Source organism: Candidatus Pelagadaptatus aseana (assembly GCF_040362265.1).
Classification (GTDB): Bacteria; Pseudomonadota; Gammaproteobacteria; order Pseudomonadales; family Cellvibrionaceae; genus Pelagadaptatus; species Pelagadaptatus aseana.
The window spans coordinates 180357-197621 of sequence record NZ_BAABNJ010000007.1 but is presented as its reverse complement, the minus strand read 5'-3'; the positions used below and the strand labels follow the sequence as shown (position 1 = coordinate 197621).

13 protein-coding genes are annotated in these 17265 nt (G+C 52.4%); 5 read left to right on the top strand and 8 right to left on the bottom strand.

Annotated features, from left to right (window positions below; translation table 11 throughout):
• Nucleotides 1-58: 58 nt before the first annotated feature.
• Nucleotides 59-2059, bottom strand: coding sequence for an SDR family oxidoreductase (locus ACPXV9_RS12295; RefSeq protein ID WP_423897496.1), 2001 nt, complete (start codon nucleotides 2057-2059; stop codon nucleotides 59-61).
• A gap of 130 nt (nucleotides 2060-2189) precedes the next feature.
• Between ACPXV9_RS12295 and ACPXV9_RS12290 the strand changes: the two genes are divergently transcribed.
• From ACPXV9_RS12290 to panP, 5 genes are all read left to right on the top strand, one after another.
• Entirely contained in the window at nucleotides 2190-3032 is an 843-nt protein-coding gene (locus ACPXV9_RS12290; RefSeq protein WP_423897495.1) for a helix-turn-helix domain-containing protein, read from the top strand.
• 9 nt (nucleotides 3033-3041) lie between these two features.
• Nucleotides 3042-4010 (top strand): D-2-hydroxyacid dehydrogenase, encoded by a 969-nt coding sequence (locus tag ACPXV9_RS12285; protein ID WP_423897492.1) that lies wholly within the window; start codon nucleotides 3042-3044, stop codon nucleotides 4008-4010.
• Between the two features lie 43 nt (nucleotides 4011-4053).
• Nucleotides 4054-4974, top strand: a complete 921-nt coding sequence (locus ACPXV9_RS12280) for an SPFH domain-containing protein (protein WP_423897489.1) — start codon at nucleotides 4054-4056, stop codon at nucleotides 4972-4974.
• Nucleotides 4975-4986: 12 nt separating this feature from the next.
• Nucleotides 4987-5433 carry an NfeD family protein gene (locus ACPXV9_RS12275; protein WP_423897487.1) on the top strand — a complete coding sequence of 149 codons (447 nt, stop codon included), beginning with the start codon at nucleotides 4987-4989 and terminating at the stop codon, nucleotides 5431-5433.
• A gap of 133 nt (nucleotides 5434-5566) precedes the next feature.
• Nucleotides 5567-7195: a pyridoxal-dependent aspartate 1-decarboxylase PanP gene (panP, locus tag ACPXV9_RS12270; protein ID WP_423897484.1), complete on the top strand. Its 1629-nt coding sequence runs from the start codon at nucleotides 5567-5569 to the stop codon at nucleotides 7193-7195.
• 43 nt (nucleotides 7196-7238) lie between these two features.
• On the opposite strand, the gene ACPXV9_RS12265 is transcribed toward panP, so the two are convergent.
• The 7 genes from ACPXV9_RS12265 to ACPXV9_RS12235 form a co-directional block, all read right to left on the bottom strand.
• A complete protein-coding gene (locus ACPXV9_RS12265; RefSeq protein WP_423897481.1) occupies nucleotides 7239-8855 on the bottom strand; it encodes a cation:proton antiporter in 1617 nt (538 codons plus the stop codon).
• 351 nt (nucleotides 8856-9206) lie between these two features.
• The gene (locus ACPXV9_RS12260) at nucleotides 9207-11882 is read right to left on the bottom strand and encodes an ATP-binding protein (protein ID WP_423897479.1); all 2676 of its coding nucleotides are present in this window, start codon (nucleotides 11880-11882) and stop codon (nucleotides 9207-9209) included.
• A gap of 41 nt (nucleotides 11883-11923) precedes the next feature.
• On the bottom strand, nucleotides 11924-12856 hold the full coding sequence (locus ACPXV9_RS12255; protein ID WP_423897476.1) for a hypothetical protein: 933 nt from the start codon (nucleotides 12854-12856) through the stop codon (nucleotides 11924-11926).
• Between the two features lie 25 nt (nucleotides 12857-12881).
• Nucleotides 12882-13565 (bottom strand): response regulator, encoded by a 684-nt coding sequence (locus ACPXV9_RS12250; RefSeq protein ID WP_423897475.1) that lies wholly within the window; start codon nucleotides 13563-13565, stop codon nucleotides 12882-12884.
• A gap of 6 nt (nucleotides 13566-13571) precedes the next feature.
• Nucleotides 13572-14384 carry a TonB-dependent receptor domain-containing protein gene (locus ACPXV9_RS12245; protein WP_423897473.1) on the bottom strand — a complete coding sequence of 271 codons (813 nt, stop codon included), beginning with the start codon at nucleotides 14382-14384 and terminating at the stop codon, nucleotides 13572-13574.
• Between the two features lie 36 nt (nucleotides 14385-14420).
• Nucleotides 14421-15710 carry a TonB-dependent receptor plug domain-containing protein gene (locus ACPXV9_RS12240; RefSeq protein ID WP_423897470.1) on the bottom strand — a complete coding sequence of 430 codons (1290 nt, stop codon included), beginning with the start codon at nucleotides 15708-15710 and terminating at the stop codon, nucleotides 14421-14423.
• A 161-nt stretch (nucleotides 15711-15871) separates the two neighbouring features.
• Complete coding sequence (locus ACPXV9_RS12235) at nucleotides 15872-17251, bottom strand: hypothetical protein (protein WP_423897468.1); 1380 nt, start codon at nucleotides 17249-17251, stop codon at nucleotides 15872-15874.
• Nucleotides 17252-17265: the final 14 nt, after the last annotated feature.

Here is a 17265-nt window from a genome sequence, read left to right as displayed (position 1 = left end):
ATTTGGAATAAAAAAGGGGGCCGATTTGGCCCCCGAAAAGTTCAGCATAAAAAACTGACTATACGTGTGCACCGCTTAATACGGCGGCCAGAGCAACCTGTTCGGAAGTTGGCGCTGGTTGATCTTTGGCTGGCAGGTTCTGACCCTTGGCGGCAGCAGAGTCCGGGAATACCTTATAAACAATATTCATCAGCTGCTCCATGGAATCTGGAGAAATCATGCCCACCGCTTTCATGGCGCTGCCGGTCAGGTTGTTGATTTCGTGAGGCTGCTTGACGATGGCTTTTTCGATCAGATCAACCGCTTCTTCCGGTGTCAGAGTCGGTACCGAGTTGTAGATTGAAGTCGGGCCGATCATCGGGGTCTTAACCAGTGGCATATGAATGTTGGTAAATTTCACATTGTCGCTGCGGTATTCGCCGCCGGCACAGCGAGAAAAGGCATCCAGTGCGGCTTTTGAGGCAGCATAGGCCGAGAAGCGAGGCATAACGCCCGCGGCTACGGCGATGGATGAAATGTTAATAATGTGTCCGCTTTGCTGCTCTGACATGCTTGGCAGGCAGCCCATGATCAACTTCACTGGACCAAAGTAATTCAATTGCATGGTGCGCTCGAAATCGTGGAAGCGGTCATAGGTGAGCTTCAGTGAGCGACGGATGCTGCGACCGGCGTTGTTAACCAGAATGTCGATGCGGCCGTGATCGGCGAGAATGCGATTGGACAGTTCACCACAGGCGTCCAGATCAGACAGGTCGCACGGGTAGACATAGGCTTCGCCACCGAGGCTGATGATGTCGCGCTGGGTTTCTTCCAGTTTCTCAAGGCCGCGGGCAACGAGAATTACCTTGGCACCGGCTTTTGCCAGACGGTAGGCGAGGGCTTTACCAATACCGGAAGAAGCGCCGGTGACGACCACAACACGGCCCCGTATGCGACCTTCCAGAGTGCTCAGAGAGGCGCTGTCTTTATCCAGATTGCGTTCCCAGTACTCCCACAGCGTGCCGGCGTATTCACGCAGATCAGGAACCTTGATGCCGGTACCCTGCAGAGCGCGCTGGGTATTGCGGCTGTCGTAATAAGCACCGAATTTCAGCATCCCGATCAGTTCGCGAGGCATGTCCAGCTGGTCAAACACGCGGTCGGTGGCAAATTTGACCACGGGCATGTGATTGACCACGGATGACAGGGGCTTGGGTACCAGATTGAGCAGCTTGTTGGCGTTTACCCGAATCGGGAATTTTGGACCGTTGGCGGCTTTGGAAAATACCTGAATCGCGTCACCCATGGTGTAGGCCTTGGGATCTGTCAGGTGGAAGCACTGACCGTGATTGCCGCCTTCGGCAACGATGTGGTCAATGGCTTGGGCGACAAAATCCACGGGCACCAGATTGATAGGTCCGGCTTCCATGCCCAGAGTTGGGATAAAGCTGGGCATGATATTGCGCAGACGCTGAATCACTTTGAAGAAGTAGTAAGGGCCATCGATCTTATCGATTTCACCGGTCTGGGAGTGGCCTACCACAATCGCGGGGCGGAAGATACGCCATGGAATGGTGGTGGTCTCACGCACAATGCCTTCGGAATCGTGCTTGGTGCGCAGGTAGGGGTTGCTGTCCAGGTCAACGGCTTCTTTGAACATCTTCTCGGTCCAAGTGCCCTTATACAGGCCGCCGGCGGCAATGGAACTGATTTGGTTAAAGCACTTGGCGTTGATCTGTTCGGCCAGCGCCAGAGCCTGACGGGTACCCTCAACGTTGCTCTGATACTGTTCTTCGGCTGGCGCTTCAATGTCATAGATGGCAGCGGCGTGGATAAATTCGTCCACTTTGCCGTCCAGATCTTTGATGCTTTCTTCGGACAGACCCAGAAGAGGCTGGTTGATGTCGCCGATAACGGGCGTCAGAAGCGAGGGCTCAAAATCGTACTTCTGGGCAATTTCATCGAGCTTGTACTTGGAGGATTCGCGCACCAGGACGTAGATCTCGCCTTTGCGCTTGACCAGCTCGCTGATCAGATTCTTGCCAATAAAACCGGTACCGCCTGTCAGAAAAACATTCATGTGGTTAGTCCTTATTTAAATGTGAGAATGTTGGGATGAGCTAAGTATTGACCAAGATGGGTGACACGTCTTTTACATCCTAGGTAAAGTAGTGCTACTTTTTTGAAAAAATTACTTCCAGGGAAAAAATATGGATGTTGGTGATCAGATTTCACAGGGGGCTTTCGGTCGTCTGTTGCGCTATTGGCGCCAGGTGCGACGCCTGAGTCAGGAGGATGTCGCTCTGGAAATCGATTCCTCAATCAAGCACATCAGTTTTCTGGAAAATGGCCGATCTTTGCCCAGTCGCGATATCGCCATGCGCCTTGCCGCTTTTTTTCATCTTAACAACTGGGAAACCAACTACCTTCTGGCAGCTGCCGGATTGTCCCCAGTGCAGTCGGTCAAGCCCAAATCGGTCGAGTCGGAATTTATGGAGAAGTCGCTGACGGCCATATTGCGCGGCGCCGACCCTTTCCCTATGGCGATTATCAATCGCTTTGGTGACGTCTACCGTATCAATAAAGGCTGGATGGAGGTTATTGGTTCCCGAGTACCCATGATGGCTGAAACGGATGAGTTCAATATCATTGATATGGTGGTCTCCAAAGATGGGCTCAGGCCCTATATCGAGGACTGGGAGTCAATTGTTTGTGCTCTGCTGGTGTTTTTGCAGCAGGAAGTGCTGATGTTTCAGGACCGCAATTCCATCGATACCTTGCAGCGCTATTTGCGCGACAGTGATATTCCCACTGACTGGCGTTCCCGGGGCTCTAACCGATTGACGACATCCGGTATGTACACCCGGGTCCGGTTTCCTGGCGAAGATCCCCAAATTTTTATGCATGTTATCAATACGGTCGGATTGTCCCGATTCCTGCCCGAGCCGGCCTTAATGACCTACAGTATTTTTCCCGAGGATTGGTCGTTGGCAGAGGTGTGGCAAGAGCGAATAGACAGCAATGATTATCAACACCCCTGTTTGAAATATTGAGCGACTGAAATGAATGCCTTGCAAAAACTGGTAGTAACCGATGGTTATACTCTGAACCCCGGCGATCTCTCGTGGAGCGGCTTTGAGCCGTTTGGCGATCTGGTGGTTTACGATCGCACGGAACCTGAACAGGTGGTTGAGCGGTGCCTTGGAGCGACAATGGTCCTGACCAACAAGGTCATACTGGATAGACAGCTGATGATGCAATTACCAGAGCTGCGCTATATCGGTGTGCTGGCCACCGGCTACAACGTGGTGGATCTGGAGGCCGCCCGCGAACTGGGCGTCGTGGTGACCAATATCCCTGCCTATGGCCCCGAGTCGGTGGCGCAATTCGTGTTTGCCCTGCTGCTGAATCAGGTTCAGCCTATTCATTATTACAGCAATGAAGTCAACAATGGCCGCTGGTCAAAGTCGCCGGATTTTTGTTTCTACGATCACTCCATGCCTGAGCTGGCCGGGCTGACTATGGGCATTATCGGTTATGGTGCCATCGGTCAAAAAGTGGCACGCATAGCCAGAGGCTTTGATATGAAGGTATTGGTGCACACTCGTACTCCGCCGGAGGTTTTGCCTGAGGGAGTTAGCTCAGTATCCTTGTCGTCCCTGTGTCAGGACAGTGATGTGATCAGTCTGCACTGTCCGTTGACCAAGCAGAATCAGGGCCTGATCGATCAGGCGTTCTTAAAACAAATGAAATCTTCGGCCTATTTAATTAACACCGCCCGGGGTCCACTGGTAAATGAAGCAGAGCTTGCCGAAGCGCTGCAGCGCGGTGAAATTGCCGGTGCCGCACTGGATGTGCTGGCGGTTGAGCCGCCACCGCAGCAGCACGTGCTGATCGATCAGGAGAAATGCACAATTACGCCGCACATTGCCTGGTCTACTCTGGCTGCCAGAGGCCGCCTGATGAACATCGCGGTGGCCAATGTTGCGGCATTTTTGTCCGGTCGGCCGCAGCATGTCGTTAATGCTTAATAAACAATCTACAACAAGAAATTAATCAACAAGGGGAATGGGTATGTTCGGTTTTGATATTTTCGCAGTGGCCTTTGTGCTGCTCGGCATTATTTTGGTGGTAAAAGGGGTTAAAAGTGTTCCTCAAGGTGAGGTCTGGACGGTGGAGCGTTTCGGTAAATACACCCGCTCCCTGAACCCTGGACTGACATTGATTGTGCCTTTTATTGATGATGTCGGTCGCAAGCAAATTGTGATGGAGCAGGTGCTCGATGTGCCACCCCAGGAAGTGATCAGTTCCGATAACGCCATGGTGACCACGGATGCAGTGTGCTTTTACCAGATTATTGATCCGGTTAAAGCGGCCTATGAGGTTAATGATCTGGATCGAGCTATGCGCAATTTGGTGATGACCAATATTCGTGCCGTGCTGGGTTCTATGGAGCTGGATGCCATGCTCTCCAATCGCGATACGATCAATATCGAGTTGTTGAAAAAAGTGGATGAGGCCACCAATCCCTGGGGTATCAAGGTGACTCGTATTGAGATCAAGGATATTACCCCGCCGCGGGATCTGGTGGATGCCATGGCAAACCAGATGAAGGCCGAGCGTGAAAAACGGGCCGCGATCCTGAAAGCTGAAGGTGAACGTGAGGCAGCGATTAAAGTGGCTGAAGGTGAAAAGAAAAGTCAGATTCTGAAAGCAGAGGGTGAAAAAGAAGCGGCATTTCTGGAGGCAGAAGCCCGGGAGCGTGAAGCACAGGCCGAAGCCAAGGCAACTTACATGGTGTCGGAAGCCATCGCCAAGGGTAACCCGCAAGCCATCAACTACTTTGTGGCTCAGAAGTACACCGATGCCATTGCCCAGATTGGCATGGCCGAAAACAGCAAGGTGATTATGATGCCGTTGGAGGCCAGCTCACTGATTGGCTCGGTTGAAGGCATCAAGGATCTGATTGAATCCGCCTCCAGTAAAAATGCTTAACAGGTAGATCCTATGGAATTTATTACTCAAATGGAGCCCTGGCACTGGATGGCGCTGGGGATTGTGATTCTTGCCATCGAGGTAATGGCATCGACCGAACTGTTGCTGGGTATTGGCATTGGCGCTTTACTGACGGCCTTGGTGCATAAGATTTATCCGGGACTTAGCTGGCAGATGCAGTTGGTGTGGTTTGCGGTATTGTCAATTGTGGCCACCGTGATTTACTGGAAAAAATTTCGTGCCTCGAAACAGACCAGTGATCAGCCATTGCTGAACCAGCGAGCCCAGCAGTTGATTGGGCAGACATCGGTATTGGTGGAACCCATTGTCAATGGCAAAGGCAAGATTCAGGTGGCCGATGCCCTGTGGGCGGTACATGGACCGGATCTTGAAGAAGGCGCTGCCGTTAAAATTGTTGCTGCCGAAGGCATGACCTTGACGGTTGAGCCTGTCGCATGAGGCGTAAACCTTTGGCAGAGTAATTGGCCATGGCGGTCGCAGGCTGACCGTCATGTTCGAGTGATTTGTTGCCCCTCCTGCTGCGACTCTTTATTATGCTCCCCCTAATTTTAGGGCAAATATCACAGTCACTATGGCGGACATCAAAGGCCAGGCTGAAGCGAATCTCTCCAGCTTACAGCGTATTTTCACCATCCCGGAATCCAGCGGAGCAACTCTGGCGCAAATCGATGCCGAGATTTCTAACAATCTCGACGGCTTTTTGAGCGAGCGTATTGTTGCTTCAGAGAAGGATTTAACCGAAATCGAAGACGCTTTTTCGTCACCGCATATCCCTGATCAACCCTATTACGTCTCCGGTTATACCGATTTCATTCTCGACCATCTGGTTGCGCAGTCTGTGCATACGGCCGCGCCCGGCTTTATCGGCCATATGACCTCAGCTCTGCCTTACTTTATGTTGCCGCTGTCTAAAATTGTTACGGCGTTAAATCAAAATCTGGTGAAGGTTGAAACATCAAAGGCCTTTACGCCATTGGAGCGTCAGGTACTGGGCATGTTGCATGGCTTGATTTATGGCTTTGATGACGGCTTTTATCAGACCTGGATGCACAATCATACCCATGCCATGGGCGCTTTTTGTTCGGGGGGGACAGTGGCCAATATTACGGCCCTGTGGGCGGCTCGCAATCATGCGCTGGGCGAAGAGGCCGTTGCCAGACAGGGGCTGCATGGTGCCATGCAGGCGAAGGGGCTAAAAGGTCTGGTCATATTGGTATCCAGACGCGGGCATTACTCTCTGGCCAAGGCGGTGGATTTACTGGGCATTGGTCGCGACAACCTGATTGCTATTGATACTGACAGCCACTATCGGGTCGATGTTGATGCCATGCGTGACAAGGCTCTGACGCTGCAGGCTGACGGCTTTGGCATTCTGAGCATTGTGGGATTGGCCGGCGCCACAGAAACCGGCAGTGTCGATGACCTGTCATCACTGGCTGCGCTCAGTAATGAGCTGGGCTGCCATTTTCATGTGGATGCGGCCTGGGGTGGGGCGACATTGTTTTCGGATACGCATCGACACCGACTCAAAGGTATTGAGCAGGCGGATTCGGTCACCATTGACGCCCACAAACAGTTCTATGTGCCCATGGGGGCGGGAATGGTGTTATTCAAAGATCCGCAACGCCTGTCAGCGATTGAGCACCACGCTGAATACATCATTCGCAAGGGCTCGAAAGACCTGGGCAGTCATACCCTTGAGGGGTCCCGTCCGGGCATGGCTCTACTGGTACACGCCGGGCTCAATATTATTGGCCGCAAAGGCTATGAGCTGCTGATTGATCAGGGCATGGATAAAATCAGGTACTTTGCCGAGCTGATCAAATGCCATCAGGATTTTGAGTTGGTGGTTGAGCCGGAACTCAATATTCTGGGTTACCGCTTTGCCCCTGACTGGTTGCAGCAAGGATTACAGCAGGCCAGTTCTCAGCGAACGCAACAAGTGAACAGATGTCTTGATCAGATTACCCGCTTGATTCAGAAGGCACAGCGAGCCGACGGCCAGACTTTTGTGTCGCGGACACGTGTCGATGTTGATCTGTACGATAAGCAGGTGATCACGGTGTTCCGGGTGGTGTTGGCCAATCCGTTAACCACCCGCGATGTTTTGGCCGGGGTGCTGGATGAGCAGCTGGAGCTGGCGCAGCACGCTGATATTCAGGCGCTGCTGGCAGAGGCCAAAGCGCTGCTGGCAAGCTGATTGTTTACCCCGCTGAATGGCGGGGCAGACTCCACTCTTAGTTTCAGACCTTCTGATTGGCTATGGTTTCATCCCAGAATGGGGTGATGTGTTCTTCCTGTTTGAGCATCGCCAGGCTCTCCTCGGCAAAGCCGCTGCCGGCCTCGGTATAGAAGTTGAATACGTTGTTGATACCGGCTTCCAGCATGGTGCGGCGGTCGTCCTCGTAGCGGGCAATAGCGGCAATTTTTCCGGTGTATCCGGCGATCAACAGCTGTTCGGTGACATTGATACAATCTTCAATTGAAGGGACGGCAATCAACACCAGCCTGACGGTGGAGATATTCAGGTTCTCCCACATGTCGGCGTTTTCGGCATCGCCACAGAAGACGTGCATACCCTCTTGTTTGAGGTTGTTGATGCGGTTCGAGTCCGCGTCCATGCCCCAGACTTTATCTCCGACTTCCGAGTGCAGAGCCATATAGGCGCCTTTGCCCACCCGGCCGAGACCGATCAACAGTATTTCGGCACCCTGAGGGTGCTCCAGAACATCTTCCTTAAGCAGCTTGTCACTTTCAAAACGGCGGTACCATTGTTTGTGACCCGAATAGAAATGGTGGGCCTTGGAGTACCAGAGATTGGTGTAGATGAAAGAGAAGGAAACCGCCAGAGCCATGATCACTAGCCACTCATTGCTGAGCCAGCCATTATTGACGCTCAGCAGGGCGACGATCAGACCGAATTCACTGTAGTTGTTCATTGCCAGCGAGCTGAGGAAGGCGGTACGGCCGCGCAGTCGGAAACCGGTGAACAGGAAGAAAAACAGAATGAATTTCAGTGGCAGCAACAGGCAAATAAACAGAGCCGTGGCGATCATCGGCAGATCCGGCAGGGCGGCAAAACCAATGTTGAGGAAGAAGCCGATCAGGAAAATGTCCTTGAAGCTCAGCAGGGACTTGGATAATTCGCTGGCCTTGTTGTGAGAGCTGAGCAGCATGCCAATGATCAGGGCCCCCAAGTCACCTTTGATGTGGACCAGACTGAACAACTCATAACCACCGAGCGCGAGGAAAAAGCCTGTCAGGGGCAGCAACTCCCCGTGACCCGATTTTTCCAGAATTCGGCTGAGCCAGGGGTGTAGAAATACCAGTCCCAGTAGGCAGACTGCCCAGATCGACGGGGTTTTACCGGTGGCAAATACCAGAAAAATAACCGCGGCAATGTCCTGAATCACCAGGACTCCAATGGCTACTTTACCGTGACGGGTTTTCATTTCCCCATTTTCTTCCAGCAGTTTTACCACGCAGACGGTACTGCTGAAGCTCAGAGCGAAGCCCAGCAATGCCGCCGAATGCCAGTCCAGCCCGGCAAAATGTGAGCCGACCACCGCTCCGCCAGCCAGCAGGGTAGCACTGACTACCAGTGTCCAGATGCCCATATGGGTAAGGGCGCCGCCGAGGATTTCCGGTTTGAACAGGTCTTTGACGTTCAGTTTTAAACCGATGGTGAACAGCATCAGGGTAATGCCCAGATTCGCCAGAGTTTCCAGCTGCTCGTCGGGCTCTACCCCAGCGTAATGCAGTACGAAGCCTGCCAGCAGATAGCCAATCATGGGGGGCAGGTTGATCATGCGGACGCCCAGACCAAAAATGAAGGCGACAAAAATCCAGAGAAAATCCATAGTAACTTTTCTAAACAGTAACTTATTCTTAGAGGTTTATATTCTGCGGCAGCGATATGTCACAGAAAGCATTCAGTTGGCGCTTATTGTACGCAAGTTTTGCCTAAAGTCAGTGCTTTGCATCAAAGGATAGGGTCAGGCGGGCAGGGTAAAATGGAAATTGCTTAGGGTAGAAATGAAAAAAGCCCTGAGCGGGCTTTTCAAAAGGTAAGAGAGCAACATCCCTGTCGGTCCTTGTCGCATTGCCACATTCCTTGTAGCAGTCCTTGCGACAACTCATCTTGGAAATAAATATATCCACTACGCTGGCTTTTGCCTTCACCCGAACGGGTGATTTTTATATTTTTTGGCTTATTGGCTGGCCAGATTGGCTTCCCAGGTGCTGATCAGAGCTGTGACACCATTCGCTATTCTCTGCCAGTCCCGATATTCAATGGCTTGATTGAGGTAGCGAAGATCCTGATCCAGTTGCCTGAGTCCGGCCATGCCCATAACCCCCTGCAGTTGATGGCAGTGGTGGGCGAGCAGTTCGGTATTTCGTTCGTCTGCTGCAGCGCGAATGGCCCTCAACTGGGATTCAATTTCACCGGACAGCTGTTTGCTGTCGACTTGCAGGAGGCTTTTTTGTGAGCCGGTCAGTTTTAGTAATTGCCGTAACGTTGAGAAGAAGGTTTCTTCCTCGATCGGTTTGTAGCATACCGCACTGATGCCTTTGAACTCTTTGGTCGACAGCGTGTGGTCGTCCAGTCGATCGGCGGTTAACAGCACAATGGGGGTTTTGCTGTTGGGGTTGTGCTGCTGGCGAATCCTCTGGCTCAAGGCAATGCCGTCGAGTTGTGGCATTCTTTTGTCGAGCAGTATCAGGTCAAATGCATGGTCAGTGACTTGTTGCCACGCCGCCTCGCCATCCTCGGTCAGTGTCAGATTGGCTCCGGCGTTGCTGAGCAGGTCGTTCAGCAGACGCAGGGTGAAGCCATTGTCCTCGGCAATCAGGATGCGCTTTTCCGCCATGGGGCGGATTGTATTGATGCCTGTGGCTGGCCCTTCAATCTCCGCGGTGGTGCCTGAGTCTTTATCGGTTGTGCCACTGTTAAGGATGCTGATGGCTTTCTGCAGCCGGTTTGCTGTCAGGGGTTTGCGGGTAATCAATAACGGTGCAAAGTTCTTTTGTATGGCAACCCGGTCCAGTTCGCTGTGATCATTGGCCGCCACCAGGACTGGGCCGCGAAAGTGTTCACGAATTTCCCTGAGTCGGGCTTGAAGGTGGCATTCACCGGGATCATTCTGTGTTGTAGCCGTCGGTGTATGGCCAAGTAACAGCAGGGAGTTGTCGGGTGTTTTGTCAAGAGTTTCCAGCAGTTCGTTGGCTGCCGGTATGGCGGTGACATGGCTGGTATGCTTGAGCAACAGATTGCGCCAGCTTCTTTGCGACCAGTTGTTGCTCTCGTGAATAATGGCTCGACGCAGCGGCAAAGCCGTAGAAACTTTTGGCATTTCCCTGTTTGTCGCTCTCAGGGTAAAGCGCACCTCCGTGCCTTTGCCCAGTTCGCTTTCTGCATCGATACTGCCACCGAGCATAGTGACAAAGTCTCTTGTGATGGCCAGCCCCAGACCGCTGCCTTCGTGGCTGCGGGTGGTGCTGTTGTCCACTTGATAAAAGGGATCAAACAATTGGGTGAGGTGTTCGCTTTCAATGCCTTGCCCCGAATCTTTTACTTCAATGCTCAATAGCGGCGATTTGATGTTGTCATCTTCAACGGACACGAACACAACAATGTCGCCGTTTTCAGTAAACTTGATGGCATTGGCGACAATGTTGTTAAAGGCTTTGCCCAGTTTGTCCGGGTCGGTTTCGATTTGACGGGGCACATCGGAGTCGATCAGCAAGTTCAGTTCGATTCCTTTCTTGTATGCCGACAAGGCGTGCATATCGAGGATGTTTTGTAACAGCAGTTCCAGATTGAAGGTCTCTTTTTCCAATTCAAAGCCGCCGGAGTTGAGTTTGGAGAAGTCGAGAATGTCGTTGATGGTAGAAAGCAGCACTTCGGAAGTGGCGGCAATCATATCAATGTATTCCTTGCGAACCTGAGGGTCGTCACTTTTTTCCAGAATGCCGAGAAAACCCATGATGGCGGTCAGAGGGGTGCGCAGTTCATGGCTCATTCGAGCCAGGAAATCATCCTTGGCCTGATTGGCTTTGGTTGCCTCCAGTGTGGCGTCACGCAGTTCGATGTTCTTCTGGCGCAAATCATCCACGGAGTGACTCCAGAGGTCGGTCACTTCAATGATCGAATCCTGTAATTGCTGCTGTGATTCACCCACTTGGCGGGCCAGTTGATTAATGCCTTGCTCCAGTTGGCCAATTTCGGCACCGCTGATTTCATCAATTCGATGGTCGTAATTGTTGTGGCTGTATTGTTCGATGGCTTCAGAAATTTTGCGGATTGGCGTGGTCACGCTTCGTGAAAACAGCAGAGCCAGCCATAAGGCCACGGCCAGAATTGCGGAGGTGATCATCAGGTTGTTGCGGATGATGGCCATCTGACGGTTCTGGCTGGCTTCCAGATTAACCGCAATAACTACCCAGCCAACGGGTTTACGAGTGGCACCAGTGGTGGCCAGAATCTGGGTGTCGGTTTCCGGAGTGTCGGAAAAACTGATGGGGTTGGGGTAGACCGCATTGATAAAAATCCAGTGATTGTCGTAAACATAATTGCGACTGTGAGCCAGTTCTTTGGTATTGATCTTGAGCGCCTTGCCGCTGTTGCTCAGAGGAAACAGGCGCTGCTCGTCGTCGTAAAACTGAATGGCATCGATATCCGGATCTGCCAGAATATTGCGGGCGGTATTTTCCAGCGTTTCCCGGTCTGCTGCGAAGATAGCCAGTTCTGAAGCGATGGCCGTCTGCATCAATAGACGCTCGGAATTATTGCGGATGTTGGATTTTTCCCGCTCGATACCCGTCGCTGTGTGATACAGGGTAATCAGCAGGGTGGCCGCTATCATCGGTAAGGCTACCAGAGCCATAATCCTCGAACGGATCGGCCAGTTAGAAAAAGTAGTATTTATCATAACCCGGAATGCTGCGTATCTAGGGACTTCCTCAAGGTTTCCATGTCGAGTTGATAACGCAGCTTCCTGGCGACGTTTTTATTCATACTTAAGCTGAAGTTGCTTCCCGGTTGCAGCGTTGGCGTGGCTGCGCTGTCGGGTTTGCTTTCAAGAATTCTGGTGATGTCCAGAGCAATGTCTTCTGGCGAAGGGTGTATCGACAGCAGTGCTCCGGCATCTGTGTATTTCTTTGAGAACCCGATGACCGGGGTTTTGTGTTTAAGGCTGAGCTGAAGGATCAGGCGGGCCGACAGTCGGTTAAGGTGACTGTTGCCCGGCAGGACAATCACGCTGTCGTTGTTGCTGACCAGAGGCTTGAGTTGCTGGATCGGGTTGTCATCAATGCCCAGCTGGGTAATGTGCAACTCAACTTTGTCTGATGCGATGGCTGTCTCCGATTCGTTGTCGGTAGACAGCAATCCTATGCGGTGATTCGGCTGTTCCGAGTGCAGCAGGGTAGCAAGGCGAATCAGTCTGGGAAGAGGCTGGTCAATGCAGAGGCCGTGAACCCTGTCACGCTCCGGGTATTTCTGAAGAAGTTGTTTGAAAGCGGCTGCGGTGATAAAGGCACAGAGGGTGGCCGTTTCCCGGGTGTGACGCAACAGGTTTTCACAGGCCTTTGAGCCAATGGCTACCTGCCAGTCCGGGTGGGGTATTGCATAGTTTGGCGTCAAGCCCTTGTCGTTTGGAACTCCCTTGGGCAGTACCTGCTGTTCGATGGCTATATGAGAATGGCTGTTACGCAGTGCATCACTGAGGGTTTGAGCGGTTTGCTGGTAGACGCTGGCTGGTGAGGAGGTGACTATGCGCAGGCTGTACTCGGCACGAGCCTCCGATCCAACGATCAGAGACGCGAGCAAAATAATCTGTATGATGCAGCGCGAGCACATTGAACAATCCTTGTTAAGTGCTGTATCAGCTATGGATCAAGCCAAGCCTTTGCGACAGAAGCACGGCTTCTGTTCGGTTATGACAGTTTAGCTCAGTGAGTATTGCTTTCAAATGCGTCTTGACCGTGTTTTCTGAGATAAACAGGGTCTTGGCAATTTCCTTGTTGCTCATCCCCTTGGCCAGGCAGGAGAGTGTATCGAGCTGACGCCGGGTCAGATTATTGAGAATGGCGTCGCGGTTACTGGGGATTTCCAGATCCAGTTCCGCTTCCTGTGATGCCGAATCATTGATAGAAACTTCGGGGAAGCTGTTGCCGCCACTGAGGATGGTATTGAGTGCCTGACTGAGCACATCAAATCCTGAGCTTTTGTGGATAAAACCTCGCACGCCTATGTCGATCACTTTCTGTATATGGCTGGTGTTTTCGGTAGCGGAAAACACCACGACAGGCAGTTCAGGGTGTTTGCGACAGAGCTTTTTCAGAAAGCCAAAGCCGTCATCGCCGGGCATAAAGAGGTCTACCAGAGCCAGATTGACCGACTCTGCAGAGCAAAGTTTGAGCACTTCAGCCGAGCTTTCGCATTCAGTGACGTGCGATGCCGGGAATATCTCTTCCAGAGAGTTTTTGATGCCCATGCGGGTAATGACATGGTCATCGGCAATGACTATTTTTAGCGGCTCTGGTTTTGTGGACCCCGGTTTACTCATAATGCATTACCAGCGTAGGGCGGCGTTAAAGTAAGCGCTGCGACGGAAGAAGTTGCCGTCCTGATATTCTTGGTATTCGTCATCCGTGACGTTCTCGACTTTCAAATTAAGATCAATTTGGTATTCGTTAATCGACAGGTTCTTGCTGATGGAAACATCGAAACGACGGAAACGATCAATGTCACTGCCGCCACGCCAGTTGGTGAAGTTCTGGCGATAGCCCATCGCAGCAAAAGTCCAGCCTGAGTCCAGCTTATGAGTAAGTAGCACGCTGGTTACGTGCTCAGGTACTTCATGGAAGCGGCGTCGACCTTCGTATTCATCCCAGTCAGTCTGGCGCCAGGCATCGACACGACTGTTGGTGTGTTGAAAATAAATGGCGGTATTATCGATGGGCTTGGCAGTAATTTGAATGTCGTAGCCGGAAACCTGCCAGTCTTTGTTGTTGGTGAAGAAATAGGCCTTGCCATTGGCCAAGGGCTCCATAGCGGGGGACCAGCCCTGATGGGGGATTTCCCACTTCATATGATCAATGGCGCCTTCCATATCTTCATGGAAGGCGCGCCAATCGATGCTGAGCTTGCCATCGAAAAAGCTACCGAAATAGGCCAGTTGTAATTCATTGAGTTCTTCCGCCGCCAGATCGTCATCACCTATGAGGTGATAATCGACATAAGCGCCAGCCTGATAACGTTGTTCACGCTTGGCCTCGGCAATGGAAGGAGACCGGTATACCTTTGATGCACTGGCGCGCAAAGTATGTTGTGGCGCTATCTGGAAGTGAATGGAAGCACGTGGCGATATGTTGGCTTCATCCAATTTGTGGTCTTCAACCATAAACCCGACGTTGGTCAGTCAGCGCTCGGAAATCTGCCATTCGATGTTTGAGAACCCATACAGTATGTCGTTATCAACGTAACCGCTGTTATTGAGCTGTTGTTTGGATTTCAGCCGTTGCAATTTATAGCCGGCGCCCACCAGTGCACGAACACTGGCAACTGGATTGAATTGGTACTCCAGCTCTGCCTCGAGACTTTGGGCTTTTCGCTGACCCAGACCCCAGTTGGCAATTGGGTCCTCACCCAGAGCACCGATGACGATGGCTGGGGTCAGATCGCTGTCAGTGGCTGATAGGGGCAGGATCAGTTCATGGTTTGAGTCACTTTCGTAAAACGAAAAGTGCGCATCCCACTGATCATTTTCATTGGTGCGGTTCCAGGCGCTGGTAATCCACCAGCTGGTATTTTCATCGTCGCGGAATTCATCTGGGGCGTCGCCGTCGCCATAACCAAACCGGCCATCGCTGTAACCGAGCTCAAAACTGAAACTGTCGGTCAGGTTTGGCGTGAGTACGGCGTTAAGAACAAGGTGGTCGACCTCTGTGTCGTCGTCAACATTGTCCGAATTGTCGGGGCGGTAGCTTGGGTCTTTCTGGCAGTCACTTATGTCATCAAGCCCAAAAACAGTGCCGGATGCCTGAGTGCGAAGGCAGTTTTCAATATCAAAGCCGCTAAAACCGGAATTCTCCCGGTGTGCCATACGCCACTGCCCGTAGCCACCCTCAAAACTGAAATTGGAGCGGACGTTAAGATTACGGGTGTTTCTGTCGCCAACAGTGCTGGTGATATGGGTGCCGCTTTCTTTCAGCGGGCTTTTGGTGATGATATTGATGGCGCCCATAATGGCATTGGAGCCATAGGCCGGGACATTGGAGCCTCGCACCATTTCGATGCGCTCAATGTCGTCCGGGGTAATGCCCAGTGATTCCCAGGCGACGGTGGGGTAGGAGGGCAGATAGACACTGCGGCCATTAACGCGCACTTCCAGTCGCCGCGGGTCGTCATCGGTTGAGTCGTGGCCTGATACTCCGGGCAAAGAGCCGTTGATGTAAAAGCTGATATAGCTGGGTGCCAGACGAAACACTTCCACCAGACTGTTGGGGGCAAGGGCCTCAATCATCTCAGCGGTGATGACGGTTACCGAGGAAGGCGATGTTGAGGGGGTTTGCTCCATTCGGGAGCCGGAACTGATGGTCGGGATGTCGGTAAAAACATCGGTTTCATCAAAGTAATTGGCGGTGTTGGCAAGAGCCGGGCACGCGGCCAGAGAGGCTGCCGCCAGCAATAGGGTGTTTCGGGTGGTCATGATCAACGGTTCACTTGCTCTAAACCACGGTCCTTGTGGGTACATTCTTGTTCTTTTTGGGGCTCCTGGTGCATCCCTGTGATTACTCACTTACAGCTGGGAGTCTGGCTAGATTACCAGCGCTCAGTAGAATAAAAAACCTAGAATTCGCAAGAGGGCTTTTAAAAGCTGTAGCGAATCCCGGCATAGGCGTTGCTGTTATCCTCAAATTGGCCAAAGAAAGTGGATGGTTTTTCGCCTGCAAACAGGTTGAAACCCGCGGTTAGAAGTAAGTGGTCACTGTACTTGTAGCTGACTTTCGGTTGGGCAAACCAGTCCTGATCGGTGGGGGAGTAAAAGATAAAGAGTGACCACTCCAGATTTTGGTTCATGCGCAGCCAGGTGAGACGGGACGTCACCAGTTGCCGGTCTTTATCCCGGTAAGTATTGCCTGCCGGTTGTGACTGCCGGTACGGGTTGTAATCTTGAAGTTGTTCCAGATACCACTGCAACGAGCCGGTCAGGTTGCTGGCAAGTTCTCGCTCATAGGCCAGCAGCAGTCTTAATTCGGAGTTGGCGATAAACGGGTTGTCGCCCGAGCTGTCTGAAACGGAATCGTAATAACCGGCCTCAGCGCTGATGATGCCACCCGCCAGAGGGCTGCGCATGCTGGCGCCCCAGGCATTCAGTCGGGCAAAGTCGGGCTGGTTACGCTCGGGGTCGAAGCTGTTGGGGCTTTTCCAGTAGCCTCGATAGCCATAGGCAGCGTATTCAATGCCACGATGGGTTTTGTACAGCCGCAGCGCCCATTCGTCGCCAGTTGGGGGATGAGGCATGATGGGGTTTTCATCCCCCGCAGGCTGACCTGTCATGGCATTAAAGTAGGAGATTCGTTGGCCGTCGATATAGCGGTCTGGATCAAACTCGGGCGTCCAGACCAGATCGATATTGATGGCATCAAAGTAGAACGCCAGTTTCAGAGCGTCCGAAGGGGCCTTGAGGTATTCCTGATCGCGACCAATAAAGAAGCTGTTCCAGTCTTTGGGGAAGAGGTCGTTGATAAAAAGCTGATCGCCGACACCCCAGGTAAGGATCTGTCGCCCCAGTTTGGCATCCAGATGATGGCCAATGGGCAGTTGTAACCAGGCTTCTCTCAGGTCGATATAGCCCTCGCCCCGGTTCAGATGGATGTGGTTGGGGTGGTCCGCCAGAGCATCGCCCTGCAGGTCGGCGGTTACCCGTGCAGTAACAAGATTACCGGAATAATCCACTGCGGTTTGCAGGCGCAGCTCATTGATGCTGCCCGTGCTGGCATTGGGGTCATCTTGCAGTCGCAGACCGCCGCGCCACTCGAGAAAGCCTTCGCTGTGCCAGGGGCTGAATGTCTCAGGTTGCGGATCGTGCAGGCTGGAATTGTTATCGAAAGTTGGCAGTTGCGGCAGGGGATCACTGCTTATTCCGCCATCCAGTCCATCGGGCAGGCCCGGTAAAGATAACTCTTCAGTCAGTGCCGGGTGAGCTACCAAATAGAGCGACAGAGTAAAGACCAGAGCAGGTTTCATGGCAGTTCTCCCGG

Excerpts from the sequence above, each read along its gene's own strand:
- ACPXV9_RS12275 (WP_423897487.1), top strand. The coding sequence starts at position 4,987 with ATGGAATTTATTACTCAAATGGAGCCCTGGCACTGGATGGCGCTGGGG.
- panP (WP_423897484.1), top strand. The coding sequence starts at position 5,567 with ATGGCGGACATCAAAGGCCAGGCTGAAGCGAATCTCTCCAGCTTACAG.
- ACPXV9_RS12265 (WP_423897481.1), bottom strand. The coding sequence starts at position 8,855 with ATGGATTTTCTCTGGATTTTTGTCGCCTTCATTTTTGGTCTGGGCGTC.
- ACPXV9_RS12260 (WP_423897479.1), bottom strand. The coding sequence starts at position 11,882 with ATGGCTCTGGTAGCCTTACCGATGATAGCGGCCACCCTGCTGATTACC.
- ACPXV9_RS12280 (WP_423897489.1), top strand. The coding sequence starts at position 4,054 with ATGTTCGGTTTTGATATTTTCGCAGTGGCCTTTGTGCTGCTCGGCATT.
- ACPXV9_RS12235 (WP_423897468.1), bottom strand. The coding sequence starts at position 17,251 with ATGAAACCTGCTCTGGTCTTTACTCTGTCGCTCTATTTGGTAGCTCAC.
- ACPXV9_RS12250 (WP_423897475.1), bottom strand. The coding sequence starts at position 13,565 with ATGAGTAAACCGGGGTCCACAAAACCAGAGCCGCTAAAAATAGTCATT.
- ACPXV9_RS12290 (WP_423897495.1), top strand. The coding sequence starts at position 2,190 with ATGGATGTTGGTGATCAGATTTCACAGGGGGCTTTCGGTCGTCTGTTG.
- ACPXV9_RS12240 (WP_423897470.1), bottom strand. The coding sequence starts at position 15,710 with ATGACCACCCGAAACACCCTATTGCTGGCGGCAGCCTCTCTGGCCGCG.
- ACPXV9_RS12255 (WP_423897476.1), bottom strand. The coding sequence starts at position 12,856 with ATGTGCTCGCGCTGCATCATACAGATTATTTTGCTCGCGTCTCTGATC.
- ACPXV9_RS12295 (WP_423897496.1), bottom strand. The coding sequence starts at position 2,059 with ATGAATGTTTTTCTGACAGGCGGTACCGGTTTTATTGGCAAGAATCTG.
- ACPXV9_RS12285 (WP_423897492.1), top strand. The coding sequence starts at position 3,042 with ATGAATGCCTTGCAAAAACTGGTAGTAACCGATGGTTATACTCTGAAC.